Below are 24614 nucleotides of genomic sequence, written 5' to 3'. Positions count from 1 at the left end.
CTATTCCCCTAAATAAACCTGTTTCACTTGTTGATGTGCCTGTACTTCATCCATGGTTCCTTCAGCCAGCACATGTCCCTGGTGGAGCACAGTGACATGGCTGGCGATGGAACGGACAAAGTCCATATCGTGCTCGACCACAACGACGGAATGCTTACCTGCCAGAGAGTTAAGCAGTTCAGATGTGCGATCCATTTCTTGATGCGTCATACCAGCGACAGGTTCATCAATCAGCAGCAACTTAGGGTTTTGCATAAGCAGCATACCGATTTCCAGCCACTGCTTTTGCCCATGAGAAAGGTTTCCAGCCAGCGATTTCGCACAGTCTTGAAGGTGGATAAGGCTCAGTACCGACTCGATCTGATCCCTTTGCTCACCAGTCAGGTTGGCGGTGTAGGTCCCCCAGACTGAGCGCACACCGGACATCGCCAGCTCAAGATTTTGCCAGACGTTGAGGCACTCTATGACGGTCGGCTTTTGGAATTTACGACCAATCCCAGCGTTGGCAATTTGTGCTTCGTTCATCTTTAACAAATTGATGTTCGCTCCCAGCCAGACAGAGCCTGAGTCGGGTTTGGTTTTACCAGTGATAATGTCCATCATGGTGGTCTTGCCTGCCCCGTTTGGGCCGATAATGCAGCGTAATTCACCTTCACGAATGTACAAATTCAGATCATTGATTGCCTGAAAACCATCAAAGCTTTTATTGACGCCTTCGACGTAGAGCAAGATGTTGTGGCGAGTATCAATCAAGGGGTGATTGTCGGGCTTTAGAAAAGGAAAAACTTGATCGCGGCGAGTCAGAGTACGCATTGATTCACTGATCTGCCCCGGTTGAGTATACGCATTCATACCAGCGCCTCCTTGTCAGTCTGCTGACTGGCCTTTTTGTTGGACCATGTAAAGAAAGCGGATTTATCGCTGATAAAACCCATCAAGCCTTTCGGGAAATACATGGTTGAAAGCACAAACAAACCGCCCAGCGCGAATAACCAGACTTCGGGAAATTCAACCGTAAACCAGCTTTTGGCGTAGTTGATCAGCAGCGCCCCAACAATCGCACCAAACAATGTCGCTCGGCCTCCCAGCGCTACCCACACCACGACTTCGATAGAGTTGAGTGGCGCAAACTCACCGGGGTTAATAATACCGACCTGAGGAACGTATAAAGCCCCAGCAATACCAGCAATCACAGCTGAAAGGACAAACACCCACAGCTTGATGCCATCAACGTCGTAGCCCATAAATCGGGTGCGAGACTCTGTATCACGGATCGCCAGTGCAACACGGCCGAGGCGACTGGCGACAATCGAACGGCACAGCAGGTAGCTGAAAATCAGCGCTATACCTGTTGCAATAAACAACGCGATGCGGGTTGAGTCCTGTTGCAAACTAAAGCCAAGGATATCTTTAAAGTCCGTTAGGCCATTGTTGCCGCCAAAGCCCATTTCATTGCGGAAGAAAGCCAGCATCAGAGCGTAAGTCAGTGCCTGAGTGATGATCGACAAATACACACCAGACACCCGTGAACGAAACGCCAGATAACCAAACACATAAGCCAGCACGCCCGGAACCAACACCACCATCAGGCTGGCAAACCAGAATTGATCAAAGCCATACCAGAACCATGGCAACTCCTGCCAGTTAAGGAACACCATGAAATCCGGTAGTTCAGGATTGGCGTACACGCCGCGATCGCCAATCTGACGCATCAGATACATACCCATCGCATAGCCACCCAGCGCAAAGAAAGCGCCGTGGCCTAAGCTGAGGATCCCGAGATAGCCCCACACTAAATCTACCGCCAATGCCAACATGGCGTAGCTGAGATACTTACCTAGCAGTGAAATGGCAAAGGTTTCCACATGCAGAGGGTGCCCTGCTGGAAGCAGAACATTCGCCAGTGGTATCAACACTACCGCAGCCAGAATCGCCAGCAGCGTCAGTTGCCCGCCTTTGTCTCCAGCCAGAGAAGAGAGAAGAAATGATCGTGACAGACCATTTTTAAGTACTTGATTCATAGTCTGGTTACCCCTCTGCTGCTCGACCGCGCTGCGGGAATAATCCGCGAGGGCGCTTTTGAATGAATAAGATGATGAACACCAGCACCAGAATTTTCGCCAGTACCGCACCCGCCCATGGTTCTAAGAGTTTGTTGAACAGGCCAAGGCTTAAGCCAGCAACCAGCGTGCCCCATAAGTTACCGACACCGCCAAACACCACCACCATAAATGAGTCGATGATGTATGCTTGCCCCATATTCGGACCGACGTTGGTCAACTGTGAAAGTGCGACACCTGCGATGCCTGCCACACCAGAGCCTAAACCAAAGGTCATGGCGTCAACGCGCTCCGAGCGAATGCCCATTGCTCTCGCCATCGAACGGTTCTGCGATACTGCACGCACTTGTAAACCTAGTGGCGTCTTCTTCAACACCATGACCAAGCCAATAAACACCATGGCGCAGAATAGAATGATGTAGAGGCGATTAAATGTCAGAGACAGCATTGGGTTGATTTCCAGCGCACCAGACATCCATTCTGGCGTACTAACAGAGCGGTTAAGTGGAGAAAACACCGAGCGAACCGCTTGCTGCAGAATCAAACTGATACCAAAAGTAGCTAACAAGGTTTCAAGCGGTCGGCCATAGAGGTGACGTATCACCGAACGTTCAATGACAATACCGACTAACCCCGAGACCAGAAACGCCATTGGAATAGATAGAATCAGCGCTAGCCCAGTTTGTTGAGGCAATAACTGCTGCATAACGTAAGTGGTGTATGCGCCAAGCATGATCAGCTCACCATGAGCCATGTTGATCACCCCCATCACACCGAAAGTGATCGCCAGACCAATCCCAGCTAAAACCAGCACAGAGCCAAGACTCAAACCGAAAAACAAGGTTTCTACGCCTGAGTAAAAGCGCTGACTTTGCTGATAGTCGTCTAGTGCTCTTTGCGCAGCAGCAATCACAGCCTGATCCTGTTCACGGCTTAACACCTTGTTAAGCGTTTTTAGCACTATGGGTTGCTGGTAATCCGCCAGAATCTCAATCGCTGCGATGCGTGCCTTGGTATCCGCATTCAAAGCGCTATCCACCGCCAACGCCAGATGCAAAGCTGCAATCACTGATTCATCGCTTTCAGCCTTAAGTTGCAGCTTAAGCAGTGCGACCGTGTCCTGACTCATCTTCGCCATTAAGGCATTCACGGCACTAACGCGTACCGAGGGCTCTGGGTGGTTCAAGTCGAGCGAAGCTATTTCAAGGCGCAATATTCCGCGCAATTTATTGTTCACTCTCACTTTTTTAAACTGACGTTTATTTTCAATCACATAAGTTTCATTACTCCAGACATTCATTGCCTCAGAGCCAGCAGCCGGAGACGATGTGATATACAGTGCCTGCTCGCGGGGTTCACCCGGCGCCTTAAGATGGTAGAGCTGACCATTGAGCCAGGCAGAAAGAATAGGGTGAGCGATATCGGCAGGCTGAGTGCGCACCAGCCAATAGATGGCCTGCTGTTTTTTGGCGGTGCTTTTACCAGTCAGAATCTTTGAAAATTCCGATGGGTTTATTGCTGGCCCGTTATACGCGAAAGCAGTCTGAGATATAAAGGGTAGCCACACCAAGGCTAAACAGACCACCAGCTTTTTAAGCACCCGAACTAAGCTTGTCATGAATTGTATCCTTACAAGACATATGGCAGAAAAGAAAAAGCAGCGCCGTAGAGGTTGCCCTCCTTGGCGCCGAAGGGAGACATCTAATTTGTGCTACCTGCACATTTATTGGTTTCAACATTAAATGCGCCGCAAGAAAACGGCTTAGACCAGCTGGAATAAAGCTTGGCGGATTCCGGTAAGTATTGTGACCATGCATCCCCTGCAACCAGCCCTGTAGTTTCCCACACCACGTCGAACTGACCGTCATCCTGAATTTCACCAATCAGGACGGGTTTGGTGATGTGATGGTTTGGTAGCATGGTTGAGTAGCCGCCAGATAAGTTAGGCACAGACACCCCAATTAAGGCATCCTGCACAGCTTCTGAGTCCGTGGTGCCAGCGTTCGTCACCGCTTGCGCCCACATATTAAAGCCAATGTAGTGCGCTTCCATAGGGTCGTTGGTCACACGTTTTTCGCTGGCGATAAACTTCTGCCAAGCTTCAACAAACTCAGCGTTGTTATCAGTATCGACACTCATGAAGTAGTTCCACGCCGCCAAGTGACCAACCAGTGGCGCTGTATCCATACCAGACAGCTCTTCTTCACCCACAGAGAAAGCCACCACAGGGATATCTTCAGATGAGACCCCTTGCGCCCCTAACTCTTTGTAGAAAGGTACGTTAGCGTCGCCATTGATGGTTGAAACAACGGCGGTTTTCTTACCTTCAGCACCGAACTTCTTAATATCCGAGACAATCGACTGCCAATCAGAATGACCAAATGGCGTGTAGTTGATCATGATGTCCTGTTCACTGACACCTTTACTCTTAAGGTAGGATTCCAAAATCTTGTTGGTAGTGCGAGGGTAAACGTAATCGGTACCCGCCAGCACCCAGCGCTCAACTTCCAGCTCTTCCATCAGATAATCCACTGCTGGAATCGCTTGTTGGTTTGGCGCAGCGCCAGTATAGAAAACGTTTTTCGAAGACTCTTCGCCTTCATACTGAACAGGGTAGAAAAGAATGCTGTTGAGTTCTTCAAAAACCGGCAGCATGGATTTGCGCGATACCGAGGTCCAGCCCCCAAACACAACGTCCACTTTCTCTTTTTCGATCAGCTCACGTGCTTTTTCAGCAAACAAAGGCCAGTTGGAAGCCGGATCGACCACCACAGCTTCAAGCTTCTTGCCTAGCAGACCGCCCTTTTTGTTTTGCTCCTCAACCAGCATCAAAACAGTGTCTTTCAAAGTGGTTTCGCTGATTGCCATGGTGCCAGAAAGGGAGTGCAGAACGCCGACTTTAATCGTCTCTTCCGCCTGAGCAGCCCCCGCCGCAATTGCCAGTGAAGTGCCTAATGCAGCAAGCTTAAGTTTGAACATCATGTTCATGTTGGATATCTCCTTATAATGAATGGTTATTCAACCTTTCGGTATCTGAGAAGAGAAATCCAAGAACAGTGCCAAGCTTAAAACCCACACTAAATAACAATTAATTTATTGATTTTTAAGTAATTAAAATTCAAACCCACCAAGTTAGGGCGGAGAGTAGAATGATATTTGCTGCATAGTAGTGCAATCACATAACTATTTTCACCATTATGGCGATATGGCTCGAAAAGTGTGTGGGGGGGGGATTGAGAAGAACTATGTGGGAGGGCTGAATCTATAACAAGCTTCTGCCCCATTGTGTTTTACGTTAAAGCTTTATTGTGCAGCAGTCACCTTAGTGTTTGAATTACATTCTGTTATGAAAAACACATTAAGTTGATTACCCCCCCTACATACGCAGCCGACGTAAATAAGCTTAAGTACTCAATGTAATATCGAGACCGATAACATCAGTCACCTCTTTCTTGTATGGAACATATCGGAATCGTTTTTTGCAGGAGCGTAAAACAACGTGCTAACTGGTAAAATGAACAATTCCAAGTTCTACAGCTTTACCAATGTTTACTTTGCCTTGGACTAAAGCTTGTAATGCAGCTTCACTCATAAGCATGACGGATGATGGCTTGGCTGAAACGGGTGAGACATGAATCTCAATATTTTGATCGGGGGATACCTTAGTCCATAAATGGCTGTCGATAAGATAAATATATGACACAGACCGAAGTTCAACTTGCTGCTTCTTTGCAATTAGTTTTAGCCACCAACTCGCGCGTCGTAATCCTTGCTTACCTTCAAGAGTTTCAACGCTTTCAAGATAGTTTTTCGCTAACGCATCTTGTGTTGCCATTGCAATATCGAGTGAACCTGGAAAGCTTTCGGTAAAGGGGTTATTGAACTGCCCATCATAGGAGCAAGCATGAGTCGCCATGCTTGCTCCTAATGTAAGGCTCAACAATACCATTGGGTATAATGCCTTCATATTACCTTCCTAGGGTGTCACAATATTGAACCAGAAATTGAAGGTATCAAGCATACCAACAAAATCTTTGAACACTTTCTTATCACCGTTGAGCTTAATATCCCCATTGGAAATAGCCTTCTCAAGAGTGGTTACACCAAGTTGTACGTCATCAAGCGTTGCTTTGGTTAAAGTGAGCGAAACATCTGGATCATCATTGAATTTCGTTGTGTGGTTAAGCACTGAGTTTTCGATATACAAGGTATATTTTTCACCAAGATCGGTGAAATTGATGTTAATGGTGTAGTCCTTGCCTGCCGCTTTTTCTGGAAGCAATCGAACCGCAAGATAGTCGAATAACATCTCCGGTGGCATATTTTTGATGATGTCAGGAGAGGCTGTATTGGTTCCACCTGCAGATGGAGTACCGTTTCTTAATTCATATGCACCTTGTAAGTAGACGGAACGCCAAGGGCCAGACTCAGCTTGATAGCCAAGTTGCTCATAAGTATCAGCCAGTAATGCTTTACCGTTTTTACTTTGAGGGTTTGCAAATACAACGTGTTTTAACACTTCCGCTACCCATCGATATTTTCCGTTATCGAAATCTTGTCTCGCTTTGTCGATGACGGTTCTTTCCCCACCCATATATTCAACATATTTTACCGCAGCATTCGTCGGTGGAAGGTTATTGAGGTCTGATGGATTACCGCTGTACCAACCCATGTAGCGTTGATAGACGGCGCGACTGTTGTGGCGCAGAGTTCCGTAGTAACCACGAGTACTCCAATTATTCTCAATTTCATTTGGGAATTGAATTATTTCAGAGATTTCAGAACCAATGTAACCTTGATTCATTAAGCGAACGGTTTGGTCGTGAGTATATTTGTACATATCGCGTTGAAGCTTGAAGTACTCGACAATTTCTTCTTGTCCCCACATAGGCCAGTGGTGACTTTGGAATTTAACTTCGACTTCGTCGCCCCACATTTCGATGGTTTCATTTAAGTAATGTGACCATTTCAAAGCATCGCGAACTTGTGCACCACGGAGGGTCAATATATTGTGCATGGTATTGGTACTATTTTCAGCCATCCACAGTGCTTTTTTCTCAGGGATCCAAGTATTTATCTCTGTTGGTGCTTCAGACCCTGGTGTGTATTGGAACACCATTTTAATACCATCAACAACGTGCTCTTCACCTGTTTTTTCGATAATCAGAGTTGGGCGAATTAGCGTCGCAAGGCCGGTTGAGGTTGTTTGACCTAAGCCCCCGTTGACACCACCTTCAGGATTACGTGGCAACAGCGCGCCATACATATAAATTGCGCGTCGACCCATTGCATTGCCAGCGATGACGTTTTCAGAAACTGCATGCTCCGTAAATCCGTGTGACGCGATAATCTGTACTTTGCCAGCTTCTACATCGGCTTCATCAACAATACCTCGAACACCGCCAAAGTGATCTATGTGGCTGTGGCTATAGATCACCGCAGTAACAGGGCGCTCACCAAGTTCTGCGTTGATAAATGCTAACGCCGCTTTAGCGGTTTCTTGAGAAATCAACGGATCAAAAACAATCCAACCATTTTCACCTTCAACAAAGGTAATATTGGTCAAGTCATAGCCGCGAACTTGGTAGATACCGTCAGTAACTTTAAATAGGCCGTTTATAACGTTTAGCTGAGCATTACGCCATAAACTAGGGTTAACACTATCCGGGGCTTTGGCATCTAGTGTAATGAACTTTTTATACTCTTCTAAATCCCAGACAACGTCCCCATTTTCATTAGTAATGGTGACAACATCTTGCTTGGCGATGAAGCCCTTTTGAGCACGTTCAAAATCTTTGGTGTCTTTAAATGGCAGGGTTTTATAGAGTGCTTGATTAGTATCAATAGTGGCTTGAGTTGCAGGTTTCGACTCTGCTGCGACAACTCCTGTAGACATGACCAACACTAGCAACGAGTTCGTTATATTTCTCATAGAGTGTTCCTTCACTATATGCATGGTTATATTAAATCAGCCTATTAGTAGGTAAATATTTATTGCTAATAGGATTAGTTTTTAATATGCATCAAAATGCATTTAACATAGTGACCATACATTAGAAGACATGGTTATGCCACATGATATTCAATTTGGTATATATCTGGAATTCACGCTTTCTAAGAAATAGGCCCCAAACCTCATGTCTTGCTTAAAAACGTATAGAGGATGAATAAGCTATATGCACTAGAGTAAATACTTAGCAATACCTCAGCTAATCCGCTATGCACCAATTTAGTCAAATAGGTAACACAGAAATGTCCAGAAATGAGTCGATATAATGAGGGTTAATCCTTTGGAATCCGCCTTTATTCGTCATCGAGTTACGACCGACTCAAAGAAGTTTAAAATATTTATGTGGATCAACGTATTAGGCATGTGGAGCTACATAGTTCTTATTGCAAGTCTAATATTTTTAAAGTAAACGGGGTACATGCCTTAAATCATATGGGAAGCGATTGCTTAAATACTCATGTGTACTATCAAAATATAAATTTTATACCTTTCAGCATTCGGTTAATTTGCTGTCACTTTATGAGAGCCCTTACATAGCCTTACAAAGCCATACAATACTCACTGCGGTTTTAAATTAAGCTGTTCTTCTTCGATGAACAGATTTTGTACGTTCCTAGAATTCAAATTTCTTCAAGAAAATACTTATCTTGCTAGCACTATTGCGCTACGTTCATCTAGAAGTTATAAAAATGTTAATTAGGTGGGTCAGATTACCGCATTCGATACCTTCTTGTTATAGCGTATTGAGAGTTCATACGCCCACTTAAGTAGCACTTCGCATCATAGGATGCATATCTAAGATGTTCATGAACGAACGAGGAAACACAGCACTTTTAGGATGGTATAGGCACAGAAAAAGTACACCGAGTGGGGAGATAAACCAATGTATAAAAATGATGCTATTGCAAGTCTAAAACAATACAACAAGCTGGATGAAGTTGAAGTAGAACCTGGAGATATACTGATATTCAAGGTATTTCCTGGCTGGGCATTTGGTCAAATCGAACTCGGAATTACATGGGGGCAAAAGCTCCTACATAAGAAGTCAGCTGATGAAAAGTTTGGGATAAAGCTTAGAGGCTCATCTACTTCTGAACATGCCGCCATTGGTTTGTCAAAAGACTTGTTAGCAGAAGCTGCTGGAGAAATTCACGACACTGATGACATACCAAACAATGCCGCGATTGTATTTAAATGTAAAAACAAAGACTTAGCCGCGGGTGCTGTGACGGTCACTAAGGCATTGTGCAGAATGGATGTGGGTACAAGACCCAGCAATCTAACTATGCTTGACGGTAATTATGATATGGAAGGCGCTAAAAAATCTTTGTTTAAAGAAAGAGCCTTTAAGTCGACTACCAATCAATTTATCGAAGACATTATCAGCTTCGTATATGGAAGCAGCAATGTTATCCCTAACATGTTTTGTTCACAGCTCGCTGTAGCGGCATATGAGAGTGCATCCGTGGCCTTGTATGGTAAAACTTGTTTCGGCTCAGATCCTAGAGGCGTCACTCCTAAATATTTGGAGCACATTCTTAACACCAGCGGGAATTTTTATCTCGCCGGACGGCTAAAAATCCCTCCTCTCATTCTTCACACTCACAAAGTGATAAAAAAATATGAACATGCTAGAAAGTGGAAGCAAAGCCCTGCATCTATAGAACTAGTAGAGGTTTTAGAAGAAGCATGGAGTATGCAAGCAGAAGATAGAGAAGGTTATGGCATACTATTGCATGTTTATGAGACGTACTTTGGGCTTAATGTAAAACCAGAGTATAGGCATGAAATGCGTGAACTAACTCCTGATGAACTCAATGCGCTGCCAGCCATAAAAGCATTGCGTATGAAACCCAAAAGAAATGGTCGCTTGTACAATATGGTTTTCCAAGAGATCGCGCCGTTAGAATATTTCTTGTGATAATTGTGATTTTTCAGTGCTAAATTGGTGTTAATCTCCAAGGTAACAATAAGGGCGTAACCATTAATTGGTTACGCCCTTTTTTTGATCAGATAAAACCAACTAACTTCAGTCGCTAATTCGCATAAGTGAGTGATTACTTACGCTTTACCCTTCACTCCACAGCCTTTAATCACTAGCTGGGTGATAAATTCAGCGGCTTGTTGGTAATCGCCATTATCCAGCGTGTCTTTCTGCATAACGTTACAGATCTGCCAGCTGAAATCTGCGTAAGTCTGCGTCGCTGCCCAGATGGTGAACATCAGGTGGTGTGCAGGGACTTTATCCATCAGCCCTTCTTCACTCCAGGTCGCGAACTTATCCAAAATCATCTGTGACTGCTTAAACAGCTCCTGCCCGATATCTTCTGGCAGCACCTTAGCACCAGACATCACTTCATTAGCGAACACTTTAGACGCGTGTGGGTGGTCGCGTGAAATACGCAGCTTAGCTTCAATGTATTGAGTTAAGGCTTCGACTGGGTCGTCGAGTTCTTCAATCGGGCTAGAGGCTTCCAGTAACGGCTGAGTCACAGTCTGGAGCACAGCATAGTAGAGCTTGTCTTTACTGCTGAAGTAGTAGAACACATTAGGTTTAGGGATATCTGCGGCTTTTGCAATATCCGCCATCTTTGTCGCTGCGTAGCCATGGGTGGCAAACTGTTCACTCGCGACATCGATAATCAATCCCTGATTTTTCTGCCTGATACGAGACATTGTTATTCCCTATACATCTGGTGTAACGACATACTAAACAATATGTTAAGAGAGACAAAGTGGTGGGGATAAAAAATCCCGAAGTAAGCACACCAGGAGCCTGCAATATGGAGCCCGAGGAAGGTGTAACTCCAACCTGCTGTCTTACGACGGGAACGCGTATAAAAGGAGACGAAAAACTACGCGATTTAGTAATGAATCATTTAGGAGCAGCGACTACGGATTCAAGCCATGAGAGAATCAGCAGGACCGCTACCCCATGGAACGATGCGGGAGAGGAATCCACATCGTCCCGACAGGAATTAGTCCCTGATTGAGTGGCCTGAGCGTTTCTCAATCGCTTTAATCAGCGCAGAGTGGTCCCAGTTCTGGCCGCCCATTGCTGCACAATCTTCAAACAGCTCCTGAGCATTTGCCGTATTTGGCAGTGCTACATCCAGCTCTTTTGCACCAGACAGCGCAAGGTCTAGATCTTTCTGGTGCAATGTAATCTTAAAGCCTGGGTCGAATGTGCCTTCCACCATGCGCTCGCCGTGCACTTCAAGAATCTTCGAGTTGGCAAATCCGCCAAGCAATGCCTGACGTACACGCGCTGGATCGGCGCCCGCTTTTGACGCAAACACTAAAGCTTCAGATACAGCTTCGATGTTCAGAGCAACAATGATTTGGTTAGCGACTTTACACGTCTGACCTGCACCATTTTCACCGACTAGCGTGATGTTTTTACCCATTACCTCAAACAGTGGACGCGCTTTATCAAACGCTGATTGCTCACCACCAACCATGATGCTCAGTGAGGCATTAATAGCACCCACTTCACCACCTGATACTGGTGCATCAAGATATTGCGCGCCACTTTCGTTGACACGTGCCGCAATCGCCTTGGTTGCGATTGGTGAAATCGAGCTCATGTCGATAACCAGTTTGCCTGCTGCGCCACTTTCGTTTAGGCCAGCTTCAACACCGTTCTCACCGAACAGTACGTCTTCCACCTGCGGCGTGTTTGGCACCATCAGGATGATCGCGTCCGCCAGACGAGTCGCTTCTGCTGGTGAATGACAAACCAGCGCACCAGCTTCAACAAGTTCAACCGGTGGCGGGTTGAAGTGATCAGTCAACACAATGTCGTGACCCGCTTTTTGCAGGTTGATCGCCATTGGCTTACCCATGATACCTGTACCGATAAATGCAATTTTCATAATATGTTCTCCGTAACGTTAACCGCACTTAGCGGTATAGGTTTAGCCAATCTAAGCCTTCAGTTGTGGTGGTTTTTGGCTTGTATTCACAGCCCACCCAACCTTGGTAACCCAATTCATCCAGATGTTTGAGGACAAATGGGTAGTTAATCTCACCAGTTCCCGGTTCATGACGGCCTGGGTTGTCTGCCAGCTGCACGTGGGCGATCTGGCCGATGTTGGCACTCATGGTTGGCGCTAAATCCCCTTCCATGATCTGCATGTGGTAGATGTCGTACTGAATGAACAGATTGTCACTGCCCACTTCTTTAATCACTGCTTTGGCCTGCTCAGTAGTATTGAGGAAAAAGCCCGGAATATCACGAGTGTTAATCGCTTCAATAACCAGTCGAAGCCCTGCTTCCTGCAATGCTTGAGCGGCGTATCTGAGGTTAATGACAAAGGCTGCATGCGCATCCTGTTGGCTGACACCAGCAGGCGTAATCCCCGCCAGACAGTTGACCTGCGTATTGCCCAGCACCTTGGCGTACTGAATGGCTAACGCAACGCCTGACTGAAACTCTTCGATGCGTGACGGATCACACGCAATGCCGCGGTCGCCAGCATCCCAATCACCCGCCGGAAGGTTGAACAGCACCTGTGTCAGGTTGTTTTGCTCCAGCTTCTGTTTGATTTGCTCAGCATCAAATGCGTAAGGGAAGAGGTATTCCACACCGCTGAATCCAGCCTGAGCAGCAGCGTCAAAGCGCTCAAGGAAATCAACCTCGGTAAATAACATGGATAAATTTGCAGCAAACTTTGCCATAGTGATGTCCTTTTTCTTGCAGCCCTTTCGGGCTGCTTCAGTATTTTGCGATAAACAGATTATTGATTGGCTAGCGCGGTTGGTGCGTCGTCGATGCTGTCTGCCAGAGATTCAAACTCGTTGATGGCATCAATCTCTACACCCATAGAAATGTTGGTCACGCGCTCAAGAATCACTTCCACCACAACAGGTACTTTGTGTTTGTTCATCAGCTCTTTCGCTTGTGCAAACGCGGCCTGCATCTGTTCTGGGTCAGTTACACGAATCGCTTTACAACCTAAGCCTTCAACCACAGTCACGTGGTCAACACCGTAGCCATCAAGCTCTGGCGCATTTTGGTTTTCAAACGCCAACTGAACACAGTAGTCGATATCGAACTGGCGCTGTGCCTGACGAATCAAACCTAGATAGGAGTTGTTCACCAATACGTGGATGTATGGCAGGTTGAACTGAGCGCCTACCGCTAATTCTTCAATCATGAACTGGAAGTCGTAGTCTCCCGAAATTGCCACGATGTCGCGGTTTGGATCCGCTGCACGCACGCCTAGAGCAGCTGGTGTTGTCCAGCCAAGCGGACCTGCTTGACCACAGTTGATCCAGTGGCGTGGTTTGTAAACGTGAAGGAACTGCGCCGCCGCAATCTGGGACAAACCGATAGTGCTGACATAGCACGTATCGCGGCCAAAGGCTTTGTTCATCTCTTCATAAACACGCATTGGTTTGATTGGCGCGTCAGTGTAGTGTGTCTTACGCAGCATGCTCGATTTACGCTGCTGACATTCCGCCACCCAAGCGCCACGATTAGGCAGTTTGCCAGCATCACGCCACTCACGAGCCACTTCAACCAGCAATTCCAGCGCTGCTTTGGCGTCAGAAACGATTCCAAGATCCGGACAAAACACGCGGCCAATTTGAGTTGGTTCAATATCGACGTGAACAAACTTGCGGCCCTTGGTGTAGACATCCAGTGAACCAGTGTGTCGGTTCGCCCAGCGGTTACCAATACCGAACACGAAATCCGATTCCAGCATAGTCGCGTTGCCATAGCGGTGCGCAGTCTGCAAGCCCACCATACCGGCCATCAGTTCGTGGTCATCCGCAATGGAGCCCCAGCCCATCAAGGTTGGGATAACAGGCACGCCAGTGATTTCAGCGAACTGTTGCAGTAGCTCTTCCGCACCAGCGTTGATTACGCCGCCACCTGATACGATGACTGGGTTTTGTGACTCACACATCATCGCCATCGCTTTCTCAACCTGCGCACGTGTCGCTTTTGGTTGATACGCTTCTAGCGGCTCATAGGTGTCGATGTCGAATTCAATTTCCGTTAACTGAACATCAAGTGGAAGGTCGATTAGAACCGGGCCCGGACGACCAGAACGCATTAGGTGGAATGCCTGCTGGAAAGCACGCGGCACCTGAGCGGGCTCTAGAACCGTCGTCGCCCATTTGGTGACTGGTTTCGCAATGGATTCAATATCCACCGCCTGAAAATCTTCTTTGTGCAAACGGGCTCTTGGCGCCTGACCCGTAATACATAAGATTGGAATGGAATCCGCCGACGCTGAATACAGGCCAGTGATCATGTCTGTCCCTGCTGGGCCAGATGTACCGATACAGACACCAATGTTGTCTTGATTAGTACGGGTGTAACCCTCCGCCATGTGTGATGCACCTTCCACATGTCGTGCTAACACATGATCAATACCACCAAGCTTTTTCATTGCCGCGTACATAGGGTTGATGGCAGCGCCTGGAACGCCGAAGGCAATGTCTACGCCTTCCTTTTTCAATACTTCTACCGCTGCTTCGATTGCCTTCATCTTTGCCATGCGAACCTCCATTTCAATTGTATACAATCCAAAGATACTTTGTGTACTATGAATCAATTTCTAAATATAGCAACCCCATTTGCAACATTTTTTCAACATAGAACATTTACCCTAAGTGGTTGCTAACCCCATAACACAAAGAAACCATTACTTTACATAAAATATCTTTACGTAAAAATAATTTCCCAGACAAGTAAATGAAAAATAAATGTTAAATACCCTTTGATTGTTTACAAATTTTCCCATATAAGTATTCGTGTAAATAATTTTTGTACACAAAATCGATCAATATTGTTTAAAGGAGACGAACAATGAATTTGAACGATCTAGCCGAAAGAGAAGAAACTGCCTGTCTGGAGGTTGTCGGTCATACAGACAACCCAGGCTATAAGGAGATTCTGTCAGATGAAGCCCTTTCTTTTCTGACAGTATTGGTAAACCGATTTGGCGCCCGTCGTGACGCTTTGCTGCAAGCACGCGAGGAACAGCAAAAGCAATACGATGCGGGTGCATTGCCAGATTTCAGAACTGACACTCAGGCGATCCGTGATGACAAATCATGGAAAGTGGCAACACCACCGCCAGAGCTATTAGATCGCCGAGTAGAAATTACCGGCCCAGTAGACAGAAAAATGGTTATCAATGCGCTGAACTCCGGCGCGAAAGTCTTTATGTGCTGCTTTGAAGATGCTTCTTCACCGACATGGGAAAACATGGTCGAAGGGCAAATCAATCTCAGAGACGCCAATGCAGGCACCATCAGCTACTTTGACGACAAAAAAAATAAGCAATATGAGCTGAATGCCAACCCTGCCCTACTGATCGCTCGTCCACGCGGCCTGCACCTGCCAGAGCAATCAATCCAATTCAATCAACAAGCGATTCCGGGCTGTTTAATGGACTTCGCTTTGTACTTCTATCACAACTACCAGACCCGAGCGCAACAAGGTCTGGGCGTTTACTACTATATTCCTAAGCTAGAAAGCATGGAAGAAGCAAAATGGTGGGATGACGTATTTGCTTTCACTGAAGATCACTTCGGCGTGGCACGTGGCACGATCCGCGCAACCGTACTGATCGAAACACTGCCAGCAGTATTCCAAATGGAAGAGATGCTCTACGCCATGCGCGATCATATCGTGGCGATGAACTGCGGCCGCTGGGATTACATTTTCAGCTACATAAAAACGTTGAAAAACCATCCAGATCGCATCCTGCCAGATCGTCATGTGGTTGGTATGGATAAAGAGTTCCTCAATGCTTACAGTCAGTTACTCGTCAGAACCTGCCACCAGCGTGGTGCGCTGGCAATGGGCGGTATGTCGGCCTTTATTCCTGCCAAAGACCCACAGGAGATGGAACGCGTCACCGCTAAAGTGATTGAAGATAAAGAACGTGAATCACGCAATGGTCACGATGGCACTTGGGTCGCTCACCCTGCTTTAGTCGACTTGGCGATGTCTGTGTTTGATAAAAACCTTGAAGGCAAAGTCAATCAGCTCGATTTCGTCAGCCCTGCGCACGAGATTGGCGCAGAGCTGCTACTTAAACCATGTGAAGGTTCGCGTGACGAAGCTGGCGTGCGCAAGAACATTCGCATCGCTCTTTACTACATTGAAGCATGGATTCAGGGCTCAGGTTGTGTACCTATCTATGGTCTGATGGAAGATGCGGCGACGGCAGAAATCTCACGCGCGAACATCTGGCAATGGATTCATCACGGCGTGAAGCTGGATGATGGCCAAACCTTCAACAAAGAATTATTCCACACGTGGTTGTATCAGGAACTCGACACTATCAAACAGGAAGTGGGTGAGGCTCGCTATGCGGCAGGCCGCTTTGAACAAACTGCTGACCTTTTCTATAAGTTGTCTACTGCAGAAGAGTTCGCCACCTTCCTGACCTTACCTAGTTACGAGCTTCTGCAAGGAGCCGCGTAAACAAAAAATCAGGAGATAACATGGGAAGTTTAACTCTAGAACAAGCACTAGCCGTCATTGACGGTACTTTTCAGGCTGGACAAAAGAGCCAAAGCGCCCCTCTGACGGTCGCTGTACTCGACAGCGGAGGAAAGCTGATTACGTTGCAACGACAAGATGGCAGTAGCATGATGCGGCCAGACATCGCAATCGCAAAAGCATGGGGTGCTCTCGCGCTCGGCTGCTCCTCAAGAAAGCTCGCTCAAGACGCAGACAACCGCCCCGCGTTTATCTCCGCCGTAAACGTTCTGGCACACGGTAATATGGTCCCCGTTCCTGGTGGCTTACTTATCCGTGATGCTGAGCAGAACATCCTCGGTGCAGTCGGGGTCAGTGGAGATATCTCCGACCTCGACGAAAGCTGCGCCCTGCGTGGTATTACTCACGCCGACTTGTTCTGTGATGAGAACGCGGCATAACCCTTCATCAAAAGCGGCTCCGGCCGCTTTTTTATTACCGTTAACGGCCCAACACGGGCAGTTCTGTCAACATTTCCTGAAGTAAATCCGAAAACGCATCAATGACTGGCTGTTTGCGCTCATTGGCAATGTCATCAGGCCGCTGGATCACGCCGTACTGATAGCGAGGCAAGTCCAAGATCGGCAGCGCTCGAATCTTGTGATTATCCATCCCTTTGAGCATGGTGCTGTTGGCAATCGACACGCCAATCCCTTCCGCCACCAGTGAACAAGCGACATCGACAGAGTGCGCTTCAACAACGATTTCCGGAAACAGATTACTGCGAGTAAACCAGTTCATCACATCATGACGAGTACTGCTCTTACGCCCGATCATGACCAGTTTCTGATCGCGCAAGTTGTCAGCGTTGACCGAATGGAATGCCTCGAACTCATGGCCCTCGGGAAACACACACATCGCAATCCCTGAATCCAGTGCCGTGGAACGAAACTTGGAATGATTGCTGATGCGGGTAAACCCAACATCGGCCTGACCGGAATAGACACTTTCTTCAATCGACTGATAATGGCTGGAAAACAATTCAACCGACACGTCAGGAAATAGCGCCACCAGCTGCTTGATAAGTTTGGGGGCCAGTGACTTGGCAAAGGTATAAGGCATCGCAATCTTGAATACTTGCTTCGCTTTGCGTCCCCTTTTGATTTCCGACGCCTGACTCTGGAGCTGTTCCATACCCTCTAAAACGTGCAGTGCGTTTGATAACAAATTGAGCGATTCGGGCTTAATTTTCAATCGTCCTCGGTCTCGTTCAAAGAGATCCAGATCAAGCTCCTTTTCCAGCTGAGCCAACATTCGACTCACACCAGATTGAGATAAGTTCAATTGCTCTGCCGCCAGACTGGTTGTCCCAGCTTGGCTGATGGCTTTAAGCACCCGAAGTTGTTTCGCCGTTATATTCATCTGGTTCCATTTAAATAAGTCACTTTAGTCATACATCTATGACTATTCGTCATTGAATTGAAAACCCTAACACAAAAAAATATGTTGCAGAAATGTTGTAGGATAGAATGTGACGAAATGGAGATTTAAAGTGAGTGAAGCGATATCACCAGCTCAACAAAATGTTACTGAACAACCCAAGAAGAAAGGTAACTTAAACCCTGTAATCATCCTGCTGTCTGTCGTTGTGGTAGCAGTACTGATGACCTATTTTTTCGATTCCGGACAGTTTGAACGTAACGGCAAACTGATCATTCCCGGCACCTACCAAGTGCTGGAAAAAGACGTCTCCCCACTCAACCTGATTGGTATTTACCCTCAAGAAGGCGAAGCTCAAGCCGTCAGTTTGCTTGATGCGTTAGTCAGTATTCCTCAAGCCATCACCAAACAAGCTGGCATGATTTTCATGGTGCTGTTTATCGGCGGCATGTTTGGCGTACTCGACAAAGTGGGCGCCATTGAAACAGGCCTTGAGCGCACACTTTCTGCCACCCGCGGTAACGTCTACTTATTGGTACCGATCCTGATGGTGGTGTTTTCCATGGGCAGTACCTTCATGGGGATGGCGAAGGAGTTCCTGCTCGTGATACCTATGGTCGTCGCCATGGCAACAAGACTGGGACTGTCAAAAATTATCGGTCTGGCGATTGTCACCATTCCGGTTAAAGTCGGTTACTTAGCATCGATCACTAACCCTTATGCCCTATCCGTCGCTCAGCCACTGGTTGATGTGCCGATATTCAGCGGTATGGGGATGCGTATTTTCGTTTACGTGGTACTGATGATCATCGGTGTGGCGTACGTGCTGCATAGTATTCGCAAAGAAGCGCGCACAACGGAAATCGTCGCGCAATGGGACAACAAACCTCTGCCAGTTCGCCATACGCTTGTACTAACGGTTCTTGGACTGGGCATCGCCTTTCTGGTCTATGCTTCACAAACGTGGAAGTGGAAATACAATGAGTTATCTGCGTATTACATCTCGCTTGGTGTGATTTTCGCTGTCATCGGCGGCTTGTCAGCCAATGACACCATCAACGCTTTCATCAGCGGTATGAAAAAGGTTCTCATCGCAGGCGTATTGATCGGGCTCGCCACCTCTGTCGCTATTGTCCTTGCGCAAGGTAAAGTGCTTGATACCATCATCTACCACTTAGCCGGAGTCATCGGTGAAGGCCAACCAACGCTGGCTGCCTATGGCATGTTCTTCTCTCAGTTGGTCATCGACGTGGCGATTCCATCCACCTCTGGGCAAGCCGCCGTCACTATGCCAATCCTTGGTCCACTCGGGCAGCTTTCCGGTGTCGACCCACACACCACGGTACTGGCCTTCCTGATGGGTAACGGGGCGACAAACATCATTACACCGACTTCCAGCGGACTACTGATCTTCCTTGCGACGGCACAAGTTGGATGGGGACAATGGGCGAGATACATCTTCCCATTCTTCCTCATCACCATTGCGTGTGCCCTGGTCTTCCTATCTATCAGCCTACACGTATACGCCTAAGGACATCTCATGAAAGCAGTAACTGATGTCAAAATCCGTACGCGAGACGGAGAAACACTCGCGACCGATATTTACTTTCCAACCAACGGTGAAGGCCCATGGCCCGTGGTAATGGAGCGAACGCCTTACGACAAAACGGCGCCTTCTCGTTCTGAAGTCACGTTGCAAGGGCATAAGGTCTCCCGTGAAGAAATGGCGCAGGCATTCGTTGATAAAGGTTTTGTGTGTGTCTTTCAGGACTGTCGCGGCCGTTATCAGTCCAGCGGCACCTTTACCAAGTACATCAACGAAACCGAAGATGGCTACGATACGTGTGCATGGCTAGTTGAGCAGTCTTGGTGCAATGGAAAAATAGGTACCATGGGGCTGTCATACGCCGCCCACACTCAGCTGGCACTTGCGTGTCTCAATCCTCCGGGGCTGGCGAGTATGGTGATGGATTCAGGGGGATTCTCCAATGCCTATAAGTGCGGTATTCGTCAGGGCGGAGCGTTTGAGCTCAAGCAGGCGACATGGGCCTATCGCCAGGCACTGGTGAGCCCCAAAGCCGAGCAAGATCCTGTGGTAAAAAAAGCGCTGGAGCAGGAAGACATTCGCGAATGGTTTAAGTACTTGCCGTGGAAAGCGGGCCAGTCGCCACTGCGCCATGTGCCTGAATATGAAGCGTATCTACTTGAGCAGTGGAAACAGGGCAGTTTCAGTGATTTCTGGAAAAAGTCCGGCATCTACGCGCTTGATAGCTATCAGAACATTGCTGATATTCCGGTGTTGCTCATGTCGAGCTGGTACGACGTATACGTTAAAAGTACGCTGGAAAACTACACGGTGTTGAGTGAAAAGAATCGCTCTCAAACAGCATTGATCATGGGGCCTTGGCTTCATGGAGACCGAAATACCACGCATAGCGGTGACGTAGAGTTCGGTCAGGACGCCTCATTTGACGACAACATTGACAGCAACTGGCTGGATTTTCGCGTGAAGTGGTTTCAGCGCTGGCTGCTTAATGATGACCGTCATACGTTTGCCAACGTGCAGGTGTTCCAAATGGGCGGCGGTTCAGGTGAAAAAAACCAACTGGGCCGGCTTCAACACGGAGGCCAGTGGCTAAGCAGTGATCGCTGGCCAATGAAAAACACCGAAGCTCAGAACTGGTATCTGCATCGACAGGGCCAGCTGACCCAGCAGGCTCCGGCCACAGACAATCACATCAGCTATCTGGCCGATCCGAGCAACCCAGTCCCCACTATTGGCGGCGCGTTAACCTCGGGTAAGCCAGTGTTTGAAGGTGGTGCGTACGATCAACGTGAAGATGTTCGCTTTTATGGTACCAAAGGCAACCATCTCCCCCTTGCCGCACGTTCGGATGTGCTGGTGTTTGAGACCGAACCACTCGCTGAAGATTTGATTGTGTCAGGAAAAGTATCGGCGAAACTGTTTATTGAATCCGACGCGCCGGATACGGATTTCACCATCAAACTGGTGGATGTTTATCCGCCAAGCGAAGACTACCCGCAAGGCTTCGCGATGAACATCTCCGATGGCATCTTTCGTTGTCGCTACCACAAGAGCTGGCAGCAGCCAGAGCAGCTTTGCCGCGGCGTGATTTACGAAATTGAGGTTGAAGCGTTTGCCACTCAGAATTGCTTCGCGCAGGGACACAAACTGCGATTAGACATTGCCAGCAGTAATTTCCCTAAGTTTGACGTCAACCCAAATAGCGGTGAACCCGAAGGTGAGGCGTATGCCAAACAAGTGGCCAAAAACACCATTCACTGTAGCCACAGTCATTCATCAATGTTGACCTTGGAGATACTCCCGAGCTAGAAAATTAAGCCCCTATTTATGGTAGGGGCTCTATTCGCGCTTTCGGCAGCTCTTACCCATGGTCAAAACACGCTGATTTCAATTTCTAAGTGCATTTCAGATACTTACCACCATCAGCAAAATTCATCTTTGGTTGATTAAAATACTCATTATCTATCAGTAAGTTACCAGGTATTGATTTCGTTACTGGGTTAAATATTAGTTAACCTAGGTTAAATTTATTTGAATTTTATTGATCGCAAAAACTCGTTCTAATGCGCGTGATTTTTAATCACCCAGCCTGCTTTATTAACCTAAGGCTTAGGAGACGTTTTGCGAAAGTCCATTCTTGCCCTGATCTTTTGTTCGCTGCCTGTCTTTGGGGCCGCCGACGATTACCAAAAACTCGCAAACATGTGTATCGCTTGCCACGGCAGTGACAACAATACTGCGTTTCCTTCTATCCCTAATCTGAAATGGCAGAACAAGCTCTACCTGACCAAACAGCTCTCCAACTTCAAAAACGGCCAGCGTCAGGATGCCACCATGACCAAAGTCGCCCAGTTGCTGTCTGAAGAGGATATCGAAAAGCTGGCCGATTACTTTTACACCCTGAACCATCAAGAGTAACCCCATGAGTTTAGATAGAAGACAATTTCTCAAGGCGGCCCTTTCCGCCACCGCCGTATCTGCGTTACCTGTATCTTGGGTGTTTGCTGCTAATCGACCGGAAAACGTTGCGGCTTTGGATATCAGCGCACTAACTTGGGCCAAAGCGGAAGATCTGCCGGATTACTACACGGTACTCAACACGAATCCGCTCAATGCTTATCCGCCAGAAAGCATGCTCGCGCCTCCTGTCACACCAGCAGGAGTGCCTTTTGTGCGTTGGAATGGTCAAATGCCGGACTTTTCTCAAATCGACCCAGAAACCTGGACATTTGAAGTGAAGGGAGAGTCGGTCAAGCAAAGCAAGACATACACCATTGCTGAGCTCAAATCTAAGTTCAAACATCACACCCAAAGTCTGGTATTGGAGTGCGGCGGTAACAGCCGCAATAACTTCTACCCAAGCACTAAGGGGAACCAGTGGAACAACGCTGGCGTGTATTGTGCCGAATGGACAGGCGTACTGCTTAGTGATGTGCTCAAAGACTGTGGTATCAAAGATGATGCGGTCTACACAGGCAACCATGGCTTTGACAAGCACTTGAGCGGTAAAGGCGAAGCCATCTCGCGTGGCGTGCCTATCAAAGCCGCGATGAACGACAACGCACTGATCGCGTGGGCCATGAACGGCGAGCCGATTCCTTACCTGCATGGTTACCCGCTACGTGTCGTCTTTGCGGGCCGACCAGCTTCCGTCTCACAAAAGTGCGCCACTGGGATCAGCGTTCGCAATCAAATCCACGATGGCCACAAAATGGCCGCCCCGGCTTATCAGGTGCCAAAATACCCGATTGCTCCCGGAGAGAAGGTCGATAATAAAGACTTTCGTATCATCGAAGAGATGATCGTCAAATCACTGATCACCTCACCTAAAAGCGGCACTGAGTTTGCTCTGGGTAAAACCGTCACGGTCAGCGGCCATGCATGGGCAGGTATGAGAAGCGTGGAGAAGCTTCAGGTGAGCTATGACTATGGCACGACATGGCATGACGCTAAACTGGAGAAGCCCGTCAACAAAGGCGCATGGCAACAATGGCAAGCCGATTTGGAACTGCCAATGGCGGGGTACTATGAGATCTGGGCTAAAGCAACCGACAGCGAGGGCGACAGCCAGCCCGTCGTCCAACCGCAATGGAACCCTAAAGGTTACCTGTTCAACGGCTGTCATCGTATTGCCATCAGGGTGTCGTGATGAAAAGGGCTACAGGCAAATCTCGTGCGATATTTATCGCCTCACTGCTGGCGTTATCTGCACTCAGTGTGCAAGCGGAAGACGAAGCCAAGCTGACACCGGAACAGAAATACGGTGTCGATAAAGCTTCTGGGCTGATCATGGCGCCGGGGTGGGAATTGGTGAATGGCCAATGTAACGCCTGCCACACGAGTCTTATTGTGGCTCAGAACAGCGGTGATAAGGAACAGTGGCGAGAAACGATTCAGTGGATGGTGGACACACAAGGACTGTGGGATCTGTCAGACACTTGGGATCCGGTACTCAACTACCTCAGCACCTACTATCAGGATCAGGGCATCGATATGAACAAGTATCGACGTAAGCCGATTGAAAGTGCTTTGATGCCGCCAATGCGGGGAAAAACACAATGACACGCTCAATGTTTCACGCGCTTTGCCTAACGGGTGTATCTGCACTCTGCATCGCAGTATTGTCTGCTTGTTCAGAGGAGCCAGCAGCTCCGACACAACCATCAGACGCACTGTCAGTTGAGAAACCATCCGATACTGAGCAGTCACCTGAGGCTATCATCGATATCGCGGCGGGAGAGAGCTTGGTGACCAACCTCTGTAGCCAGTGCCATGGCGACAAAATCATCCCTTTCGTCCAGTCATACCCGAACATAAAAGGGCAAAAGGCGAATTATATCCTTAAACAGCTACGCGAGTTCAAAACAGATAAGCGTCAGGATCTGTATATGCAGTCGGTGGTGAAATCTTTGTCCGATCAGGACATGAAGAATGTCGCCGCCTTCTATAGCACGTTAGAACCGCTCGATCTTTACGATAAAAGCAAAGATTACCGTTAGGAGGATAAAGAAAGCTCTAACAGCCAACAAGATAAGTAAAGTTAGGTAAGATTGACCCGATGGGCACCAACTGTAGCGCCCATCGGGTCATGATTTGAGGTTATTCGAACTGAGTCTGCCAACCTTTGAGGATCTGATTAATCTGGTGCTTCTGGTTCGAGTTCATGCCTTTTACCAGTTTTTGCTGCACTTCAGCATGCTCTTCAATGATTTTATCAATCAAGGTGAATCCTTCATCCGTCAGTTGCACAGTAACACTGCGTCGGTCTTCTTTACTGTGCTCACGCACAATCAGGCTTTTAGACTCTAATTTATCCAGACGATTGGTCATCGCACCAGAAGTCAGCATCATTGAATCAATTAATTCAGAAGGGGTCAGGCGGAATGGTGAGCCACTGCGACGTAAGGTCGCCAGTACATCAAACTCACCTAGCTTTAAGTCATAGCGCTTATGTAATTGCGTGACTTCCGTTTCCATATATTTGGCAATTCTGAGCAGCCTGCCCATGATGGCCATGGGTTCAGTATCTAATTCGGGCTTTTCCTTTGCCCATTGATCGACCACTCTATCTATAGCGTCCATGAACAGATTTCTCCACTAAGAAAATGA

21 protein-coding genes are annotated in these 24614 nt (G+C 47.6%); 9 read left to right on the top strand and 12 right to left on the bottom strand.

All coding sequences use genetic code 11. The annotated features are described in order from the left end of the window. From urtD to FIU99_RS21710, 6 genes are all read right to left on the bottom strand, one after another. Positions 1–852, bottom strand: a complete 852-nt coding sequence (gene urtD / locus FIU99_RS21735; protein WP_006961915.1) for an urea ABC transporter ATP-binding protein UrtD — start codon at positions 850–852, stop codon at positions 1–3. Then, positions 849–2021, bottom strand: a complete 1173-nt coding sequence (gene urtC, locus FIU99_RS21730; protein ID WP_006961916.1) for an urea ABC transporter permease subunit UrtC — start codon at positions 2019–2021, stop codon at positions 849–851. Before urtC ends, urtD begins: the two co-directional genes overlap by 4 nt. 7 nt (positions 2022–2028) lie before the next feature. Next, positions 2029–3678, bottom strand: a complete 1650-nt coding sequence (gene urtB / locus FIU99_RS21725; protein ID WP_006961917.1) for an urea ABC transporter permease subunit UrtB — start codon at positions 3676–3678, stop codon at positions 2029–2031. An 83-nt stretch (positions 3679–3761) separates the two neighbouring features. Continuing rightward, a complete protein-coding gene (gene urtA / locus FIU99_RS21720) occupies positions 3762–5048 on the bottom strand; it encodes an urea ABC transporter substrate-binding protein (protein WP_006961918.1) in 1287 nt (428 codons plus the stop codon). Positions 5049–5562: 514 nt separating this feature from the next. Further along, on the bottom strand, positions 5563–6027 hold the full coding sequence (locus FIU99_RS21715) for a hypothetical protein (protein WP_039951918.1): 465 nt from the start codon (positions 6025–6027) through the stop codon (positions 5563–5565). Between the two features lie 9 nt (positions 6028–6036). After that, on the bottom strand, positions 6037–7992 hold the full coding sequence (locus FIU99_RS21710; RefSeq protein ID WP_039951919.1) for an alkyl/aryl-sulfatase: 1956 nt from the start codon (positions 7990–7992) through the stop codon (positions 6037–6039). 961 nt (positions 7993–8953) lie between these two features. Between FIU99_RS21710 and FIU99_RS21705 the strand changes: the two genes are divergently transcribed. Then, positions 8954–9991 carry a hypothetical protein gene (locus tag FIU99_RS21705; RefSeq protein WP_006959836.1) on the top strand — a complete coding sequence of 346 codons (1038 nt, stop codon included), beginning with the start codon at positions 8954–8956 and terminating at the stop codon, positions 9989–9991. A 140-nt stretch (positions 9992–10131) separates the two neighbouring features. Here the strand turns inward: FIU99_RS21705 and FIU99_RS21700 are convergent, their stop codons facing one another. The 4 genes from FIU99_RS21700 to gcl form a co-directional block, all read right to left on the bottom strand. After that, positions 10132–10746 (bottom strand): TetR/AcrR family transcriptional regulator, encoded by a 615-nt coding sequence (locus FIU99_RS21700; RefSeq protein ID WP_006959837.1) that lies wholly within the window; start codon positions 10744–10746, stop codon positions 10132–10134. Between the two features lie 302 nt (positions 10747–11048). Beyond that, positions 11049–11948, bottom strand: a complete 900-nt coding sequence (locus tag FIU99_RS21695) for a 2-hydroxy-3-oxopropionate reductase (protein ID WP_031342638.1) — start codon at positions 11946–11948, stop codon at positions 11049–11051. Between the two features lie 25 nt (positions 11949–11973). After that, positions 11974–12750, bottom strand: coding sequence for a hydroxypyruvate isomerase (gene hyi / locus FIU99_RS21690; protein WP_006959839.1), 777 nt, complete (start codon positions 12748–12750; stop codon positions 11974–11976). A gap of 59 nt (positions 12751–12809) precedes the next feature. Further along, complete coding sequence (gcl, locus tag FIU99_RS21685) at positions 12810–14582, bottom strand: glyoxylate carboligase (protein ID WP_006959841.1); 1773 nt, start codon at positions 14580–14582, stop codon at positions 12810–12812. A gap of 311 nt (positions 14583–14893) precedes the next feature. Here gcl and aceB point away from each other — a divergent pair, with 311 nt between their 5' ends. Together aceB and FIU99_RS21675 are read left to right on the top strand one after the other, a co-directional pair. Continuing rightward, positions 14894–16522 carry a malate synthase A gene (gene aceB / locus FIU99_RS21680; RefSeq protein ID WP_006959843.1) on the top strand — a complete coding sequence of 543 codons (1629 nt, stop codon included), beginning with the start codon at positions 14894–14896 and terminating at the stop codon, positions 16520–16522. 20 nt (positions 16523–16542) lie between these two features. Further along, complete coding sequence (locus tag FIU99_RS21675; RefSeq protein ID WP_006959844.1) at positions 16543–16980, top strand: heme-binding protein; 438 nt, start codon at positions 16543–16545, stop codon at positions 16978–16980. A gap of 40 nt (positions 16981–17020) precedes the next feature. Here the strand turns inward: FIU99_RS21675 and FIU99_RS21670 are convergent, their stop codons facing one another. Then, on the bottom strand, positions 17021–17941 hold the full coding sequence (locus FIU99_RS21670) for a LysR family transcriptional regulator (protein ID WP_006959846.1): 921 nt from the start codon (positions 17939–17941) through the stop codon (positions 17021–17023). 130 nt (positions 17942–18071) lie between these two features. On the opposite strand from FIU99_RS21670, the gene FIU99_RS21665 reads away from it, so the two are divergent. The 6 genes from FIU99_RS21665 (at position 18072) to FIU99_RS21640 (ending at position 24004) form a co-directional block, all read left to right on the top strand. Continuing rightward, positions 18072–19490: a YfcC family protein gene (locus FIU99_RS21665; protein WP_006959847.1), complete on the top strand. Its 1419-nt coding sequence runs from the start codon at positions 18072–18074 to the stop codon at positions 19488–19490. Between the two features lie 9 nt (positions 19491–19499). Further along, positions 19500–21314, top strand: coding sequence for a CocE/NonD family hydrolase (locus tag FIU99_RS21660; RefSeq protein ID WP_152472540.1), 1815 nt, complete (start codon positions 19500–19502; stop codon positions 21312–21314). Positions 21315–21626: 312 nt separating this feature from the next. Continuing rightward, complete coding sequence (locus FIU99_RS21655) at positions 21627–21923, top strand: c-type cytochrome (protein WP_006959850.1); 297 nt, start codon at positions 21627–21629, stop codon at positions 21921–21923. A 4-nt stretch (positions 21924–21927) separates the two neighbouring features. Then, positions 21928–23154, top strand: coding sequence for a molybdopterin-dependent oxidoreductase (locus tag FIU99_RS21650; RefSeq protein ID WP_039951828.1), 1227 nt, complete (start codon positions 21928–21930; stop codon positions 23152–23154). Continuing rightward, positions 23154–23567, top strand: a complete 414-nt coding sequence (locus FIU99_RS21645; RefSeq protein ID WP_152472539.1) for a cytochrome C — start codon at positions 23154–23156, stop codon at positions 23565–23567. The genes FIU99_RS21650 and FIU99_RS21645 overlap by 1 nt, the downstream gene beginning before the upstream one ends. After that, entirely contained in the window at positions 23564–24004 is a 441-nt protein-coding gene (locus tag FIU99_RS21640) for a cytochrome c (protein WP_006959853.1), read from the top strand. Before FIU99_RS21645 ends, FIU99_RS21640 begins: the two co-directional genes overlap by 4 nt. A gap of 100 nt (positions 24005–24104) precedes the next feature. Here FIU99_RS21640 and FIU99_RS21635 read toward each other — a convergent pair whose 3' ends face one another. After that, a complete protein-coding gene (locus FIU99_RS21635; RefSeq protein ID WP_006959854.1) occupies positions 24105–24587 on the bottom strand; it encodes a MarR family winged helix-turn-helix transcriptional regulator in 483 nt (160 codons plus the stop codon). Between the last annotated feature and the right edge of the window lie 27 nt (positions 24588–24614).

The sequence above is a fragment of the Vibrio sp. THAF64 genome (genome assembly GCF_009363455.1).
GTDB lineage: Bacteria > Pseudomonadota > Gammaproteobacteria > Enterobacterales > Vibrionaceae > Vibrio > Vibrio coralliilyticus.
This window is presented reverse-complemented; position numbering and strand designations above follow the sequence as displayed.

Coding starts and splice junctions, on each gene's coding strand:
- urtD (WP_006961915.1), bottom strand. CDS start 852: ATGAATGCGTATACTCAACCGGGGCAGATCAGTGAATCAATGCGTACT.
- urtC (WP_006961916.1), bottom strand. CDS start 2,021: ATGAATCAAGTACTTAAAAATGGTCTGTCACGATCATTTCTTCTCTCT.
- urtB (WP_006961917.1), bottom strand. CDS start 3,678: ATGACAAGCTTAGTTCGGGTGCTTAAAAAGCTGGTGGTCTGTTTAGCC.
- urtA (WP_006961918.1), bottom strand. CDS start 5,048: ATGAACATGATGTTCAAACTTAAGCTTGCTGCATTAGGCACTTCACTG.
- FIU99_RS21715 (WP_039951918.1), bottom strand. CDS start 6,027: ATGAAGGCATTATACCCAATGGTATTGTTGAGCCTTACATTAGGAGCA.
- FIU99_RS21710 (WP_039951919.1), bottom strand. CDS start 7,992: ATGAGAAATATAACGAACTCGTTGCTAGTGTTGGTCATGTCTACAGGA.
- FIU99_RS21705 (WP_006959836.1), top strand. CDS start 8,954: ATGTATAAAAATGATGCTATTGCAAGTCTAAAACAATACAACAAGCTG.
- FIU99_RS21700 (WP_006959837.1), bottom strand. CDS start 10,746: ATGTCTCGTATCAGGCAGAAAAATCAGGGATTGATTATCGATGTCGCG.
- hyi (WP_006959839.1), bottom strand. CDS start 12,750: ATGGCAAAGTTTGCTGCAAATTTATCCATGTTATTTACCGAGGTTGAT.
- gcl (WP_006959841.1), bottom strand. CDS start 14,582: ATGGCAAAGATGAAGGCAATCGAAGCAGCGGTAGAAGTATTGAAAAAG.
- aceB (WP_006959843.1), top strand. CDS start 14,894: ATGAATTTGAACGATCTAGCCGAAAGAGAAGAAACTGCCTGTCTGGAG.
- FIU99_RS21675 (WP_006959844.1), top strand. CDS start 16,543: ATGGGAAGTTTAACTCTAGAACAAGCACTAGCCGTCATTGACGGTACT.
- FIU99_RS21670 (WP_006959846.1), bottom strand. CDS start 17,941: ATGAATATAACGGCGAAACAACTTCGGGTGCTTAAAGCCATCAGCCAA.
- FIU99_RS21660 (WP_152472540.1), top strand. CDS start 19,500: ATGAAAGCAGTAACTGATGTCAAAATCCGTACGCGAGACGGAGAAACA.
- FIU99_RS21650 (WP_039951828.1), top strand. CDS start 21,928: ATGAGTTTAGATAGAAGACAATTTCTCAAGGCGGCCCTTTCCGCCACC.
- FIU99_RS21645 (WP_152472539.1), top strand. CDS start 23,154: ATGAAAAGGGCTACAGGCAAATCTCGTGCGATATTTATCGCCTCACTG.
- FIU99_RS21640 (WP_006959853.1), top strand. CDS start 23,564: ATGACACGCTCAATGTTTCACGCGCTTTGCCTAACGGGTGTATCTGCA.
- FIU99_RS21635 (WP_006959854.1), bottom strand. CDS start 24,587: ATGGACGCTATAGATAGAGTGGTCGATCAATGGGCAAAGGAAAAGCCC.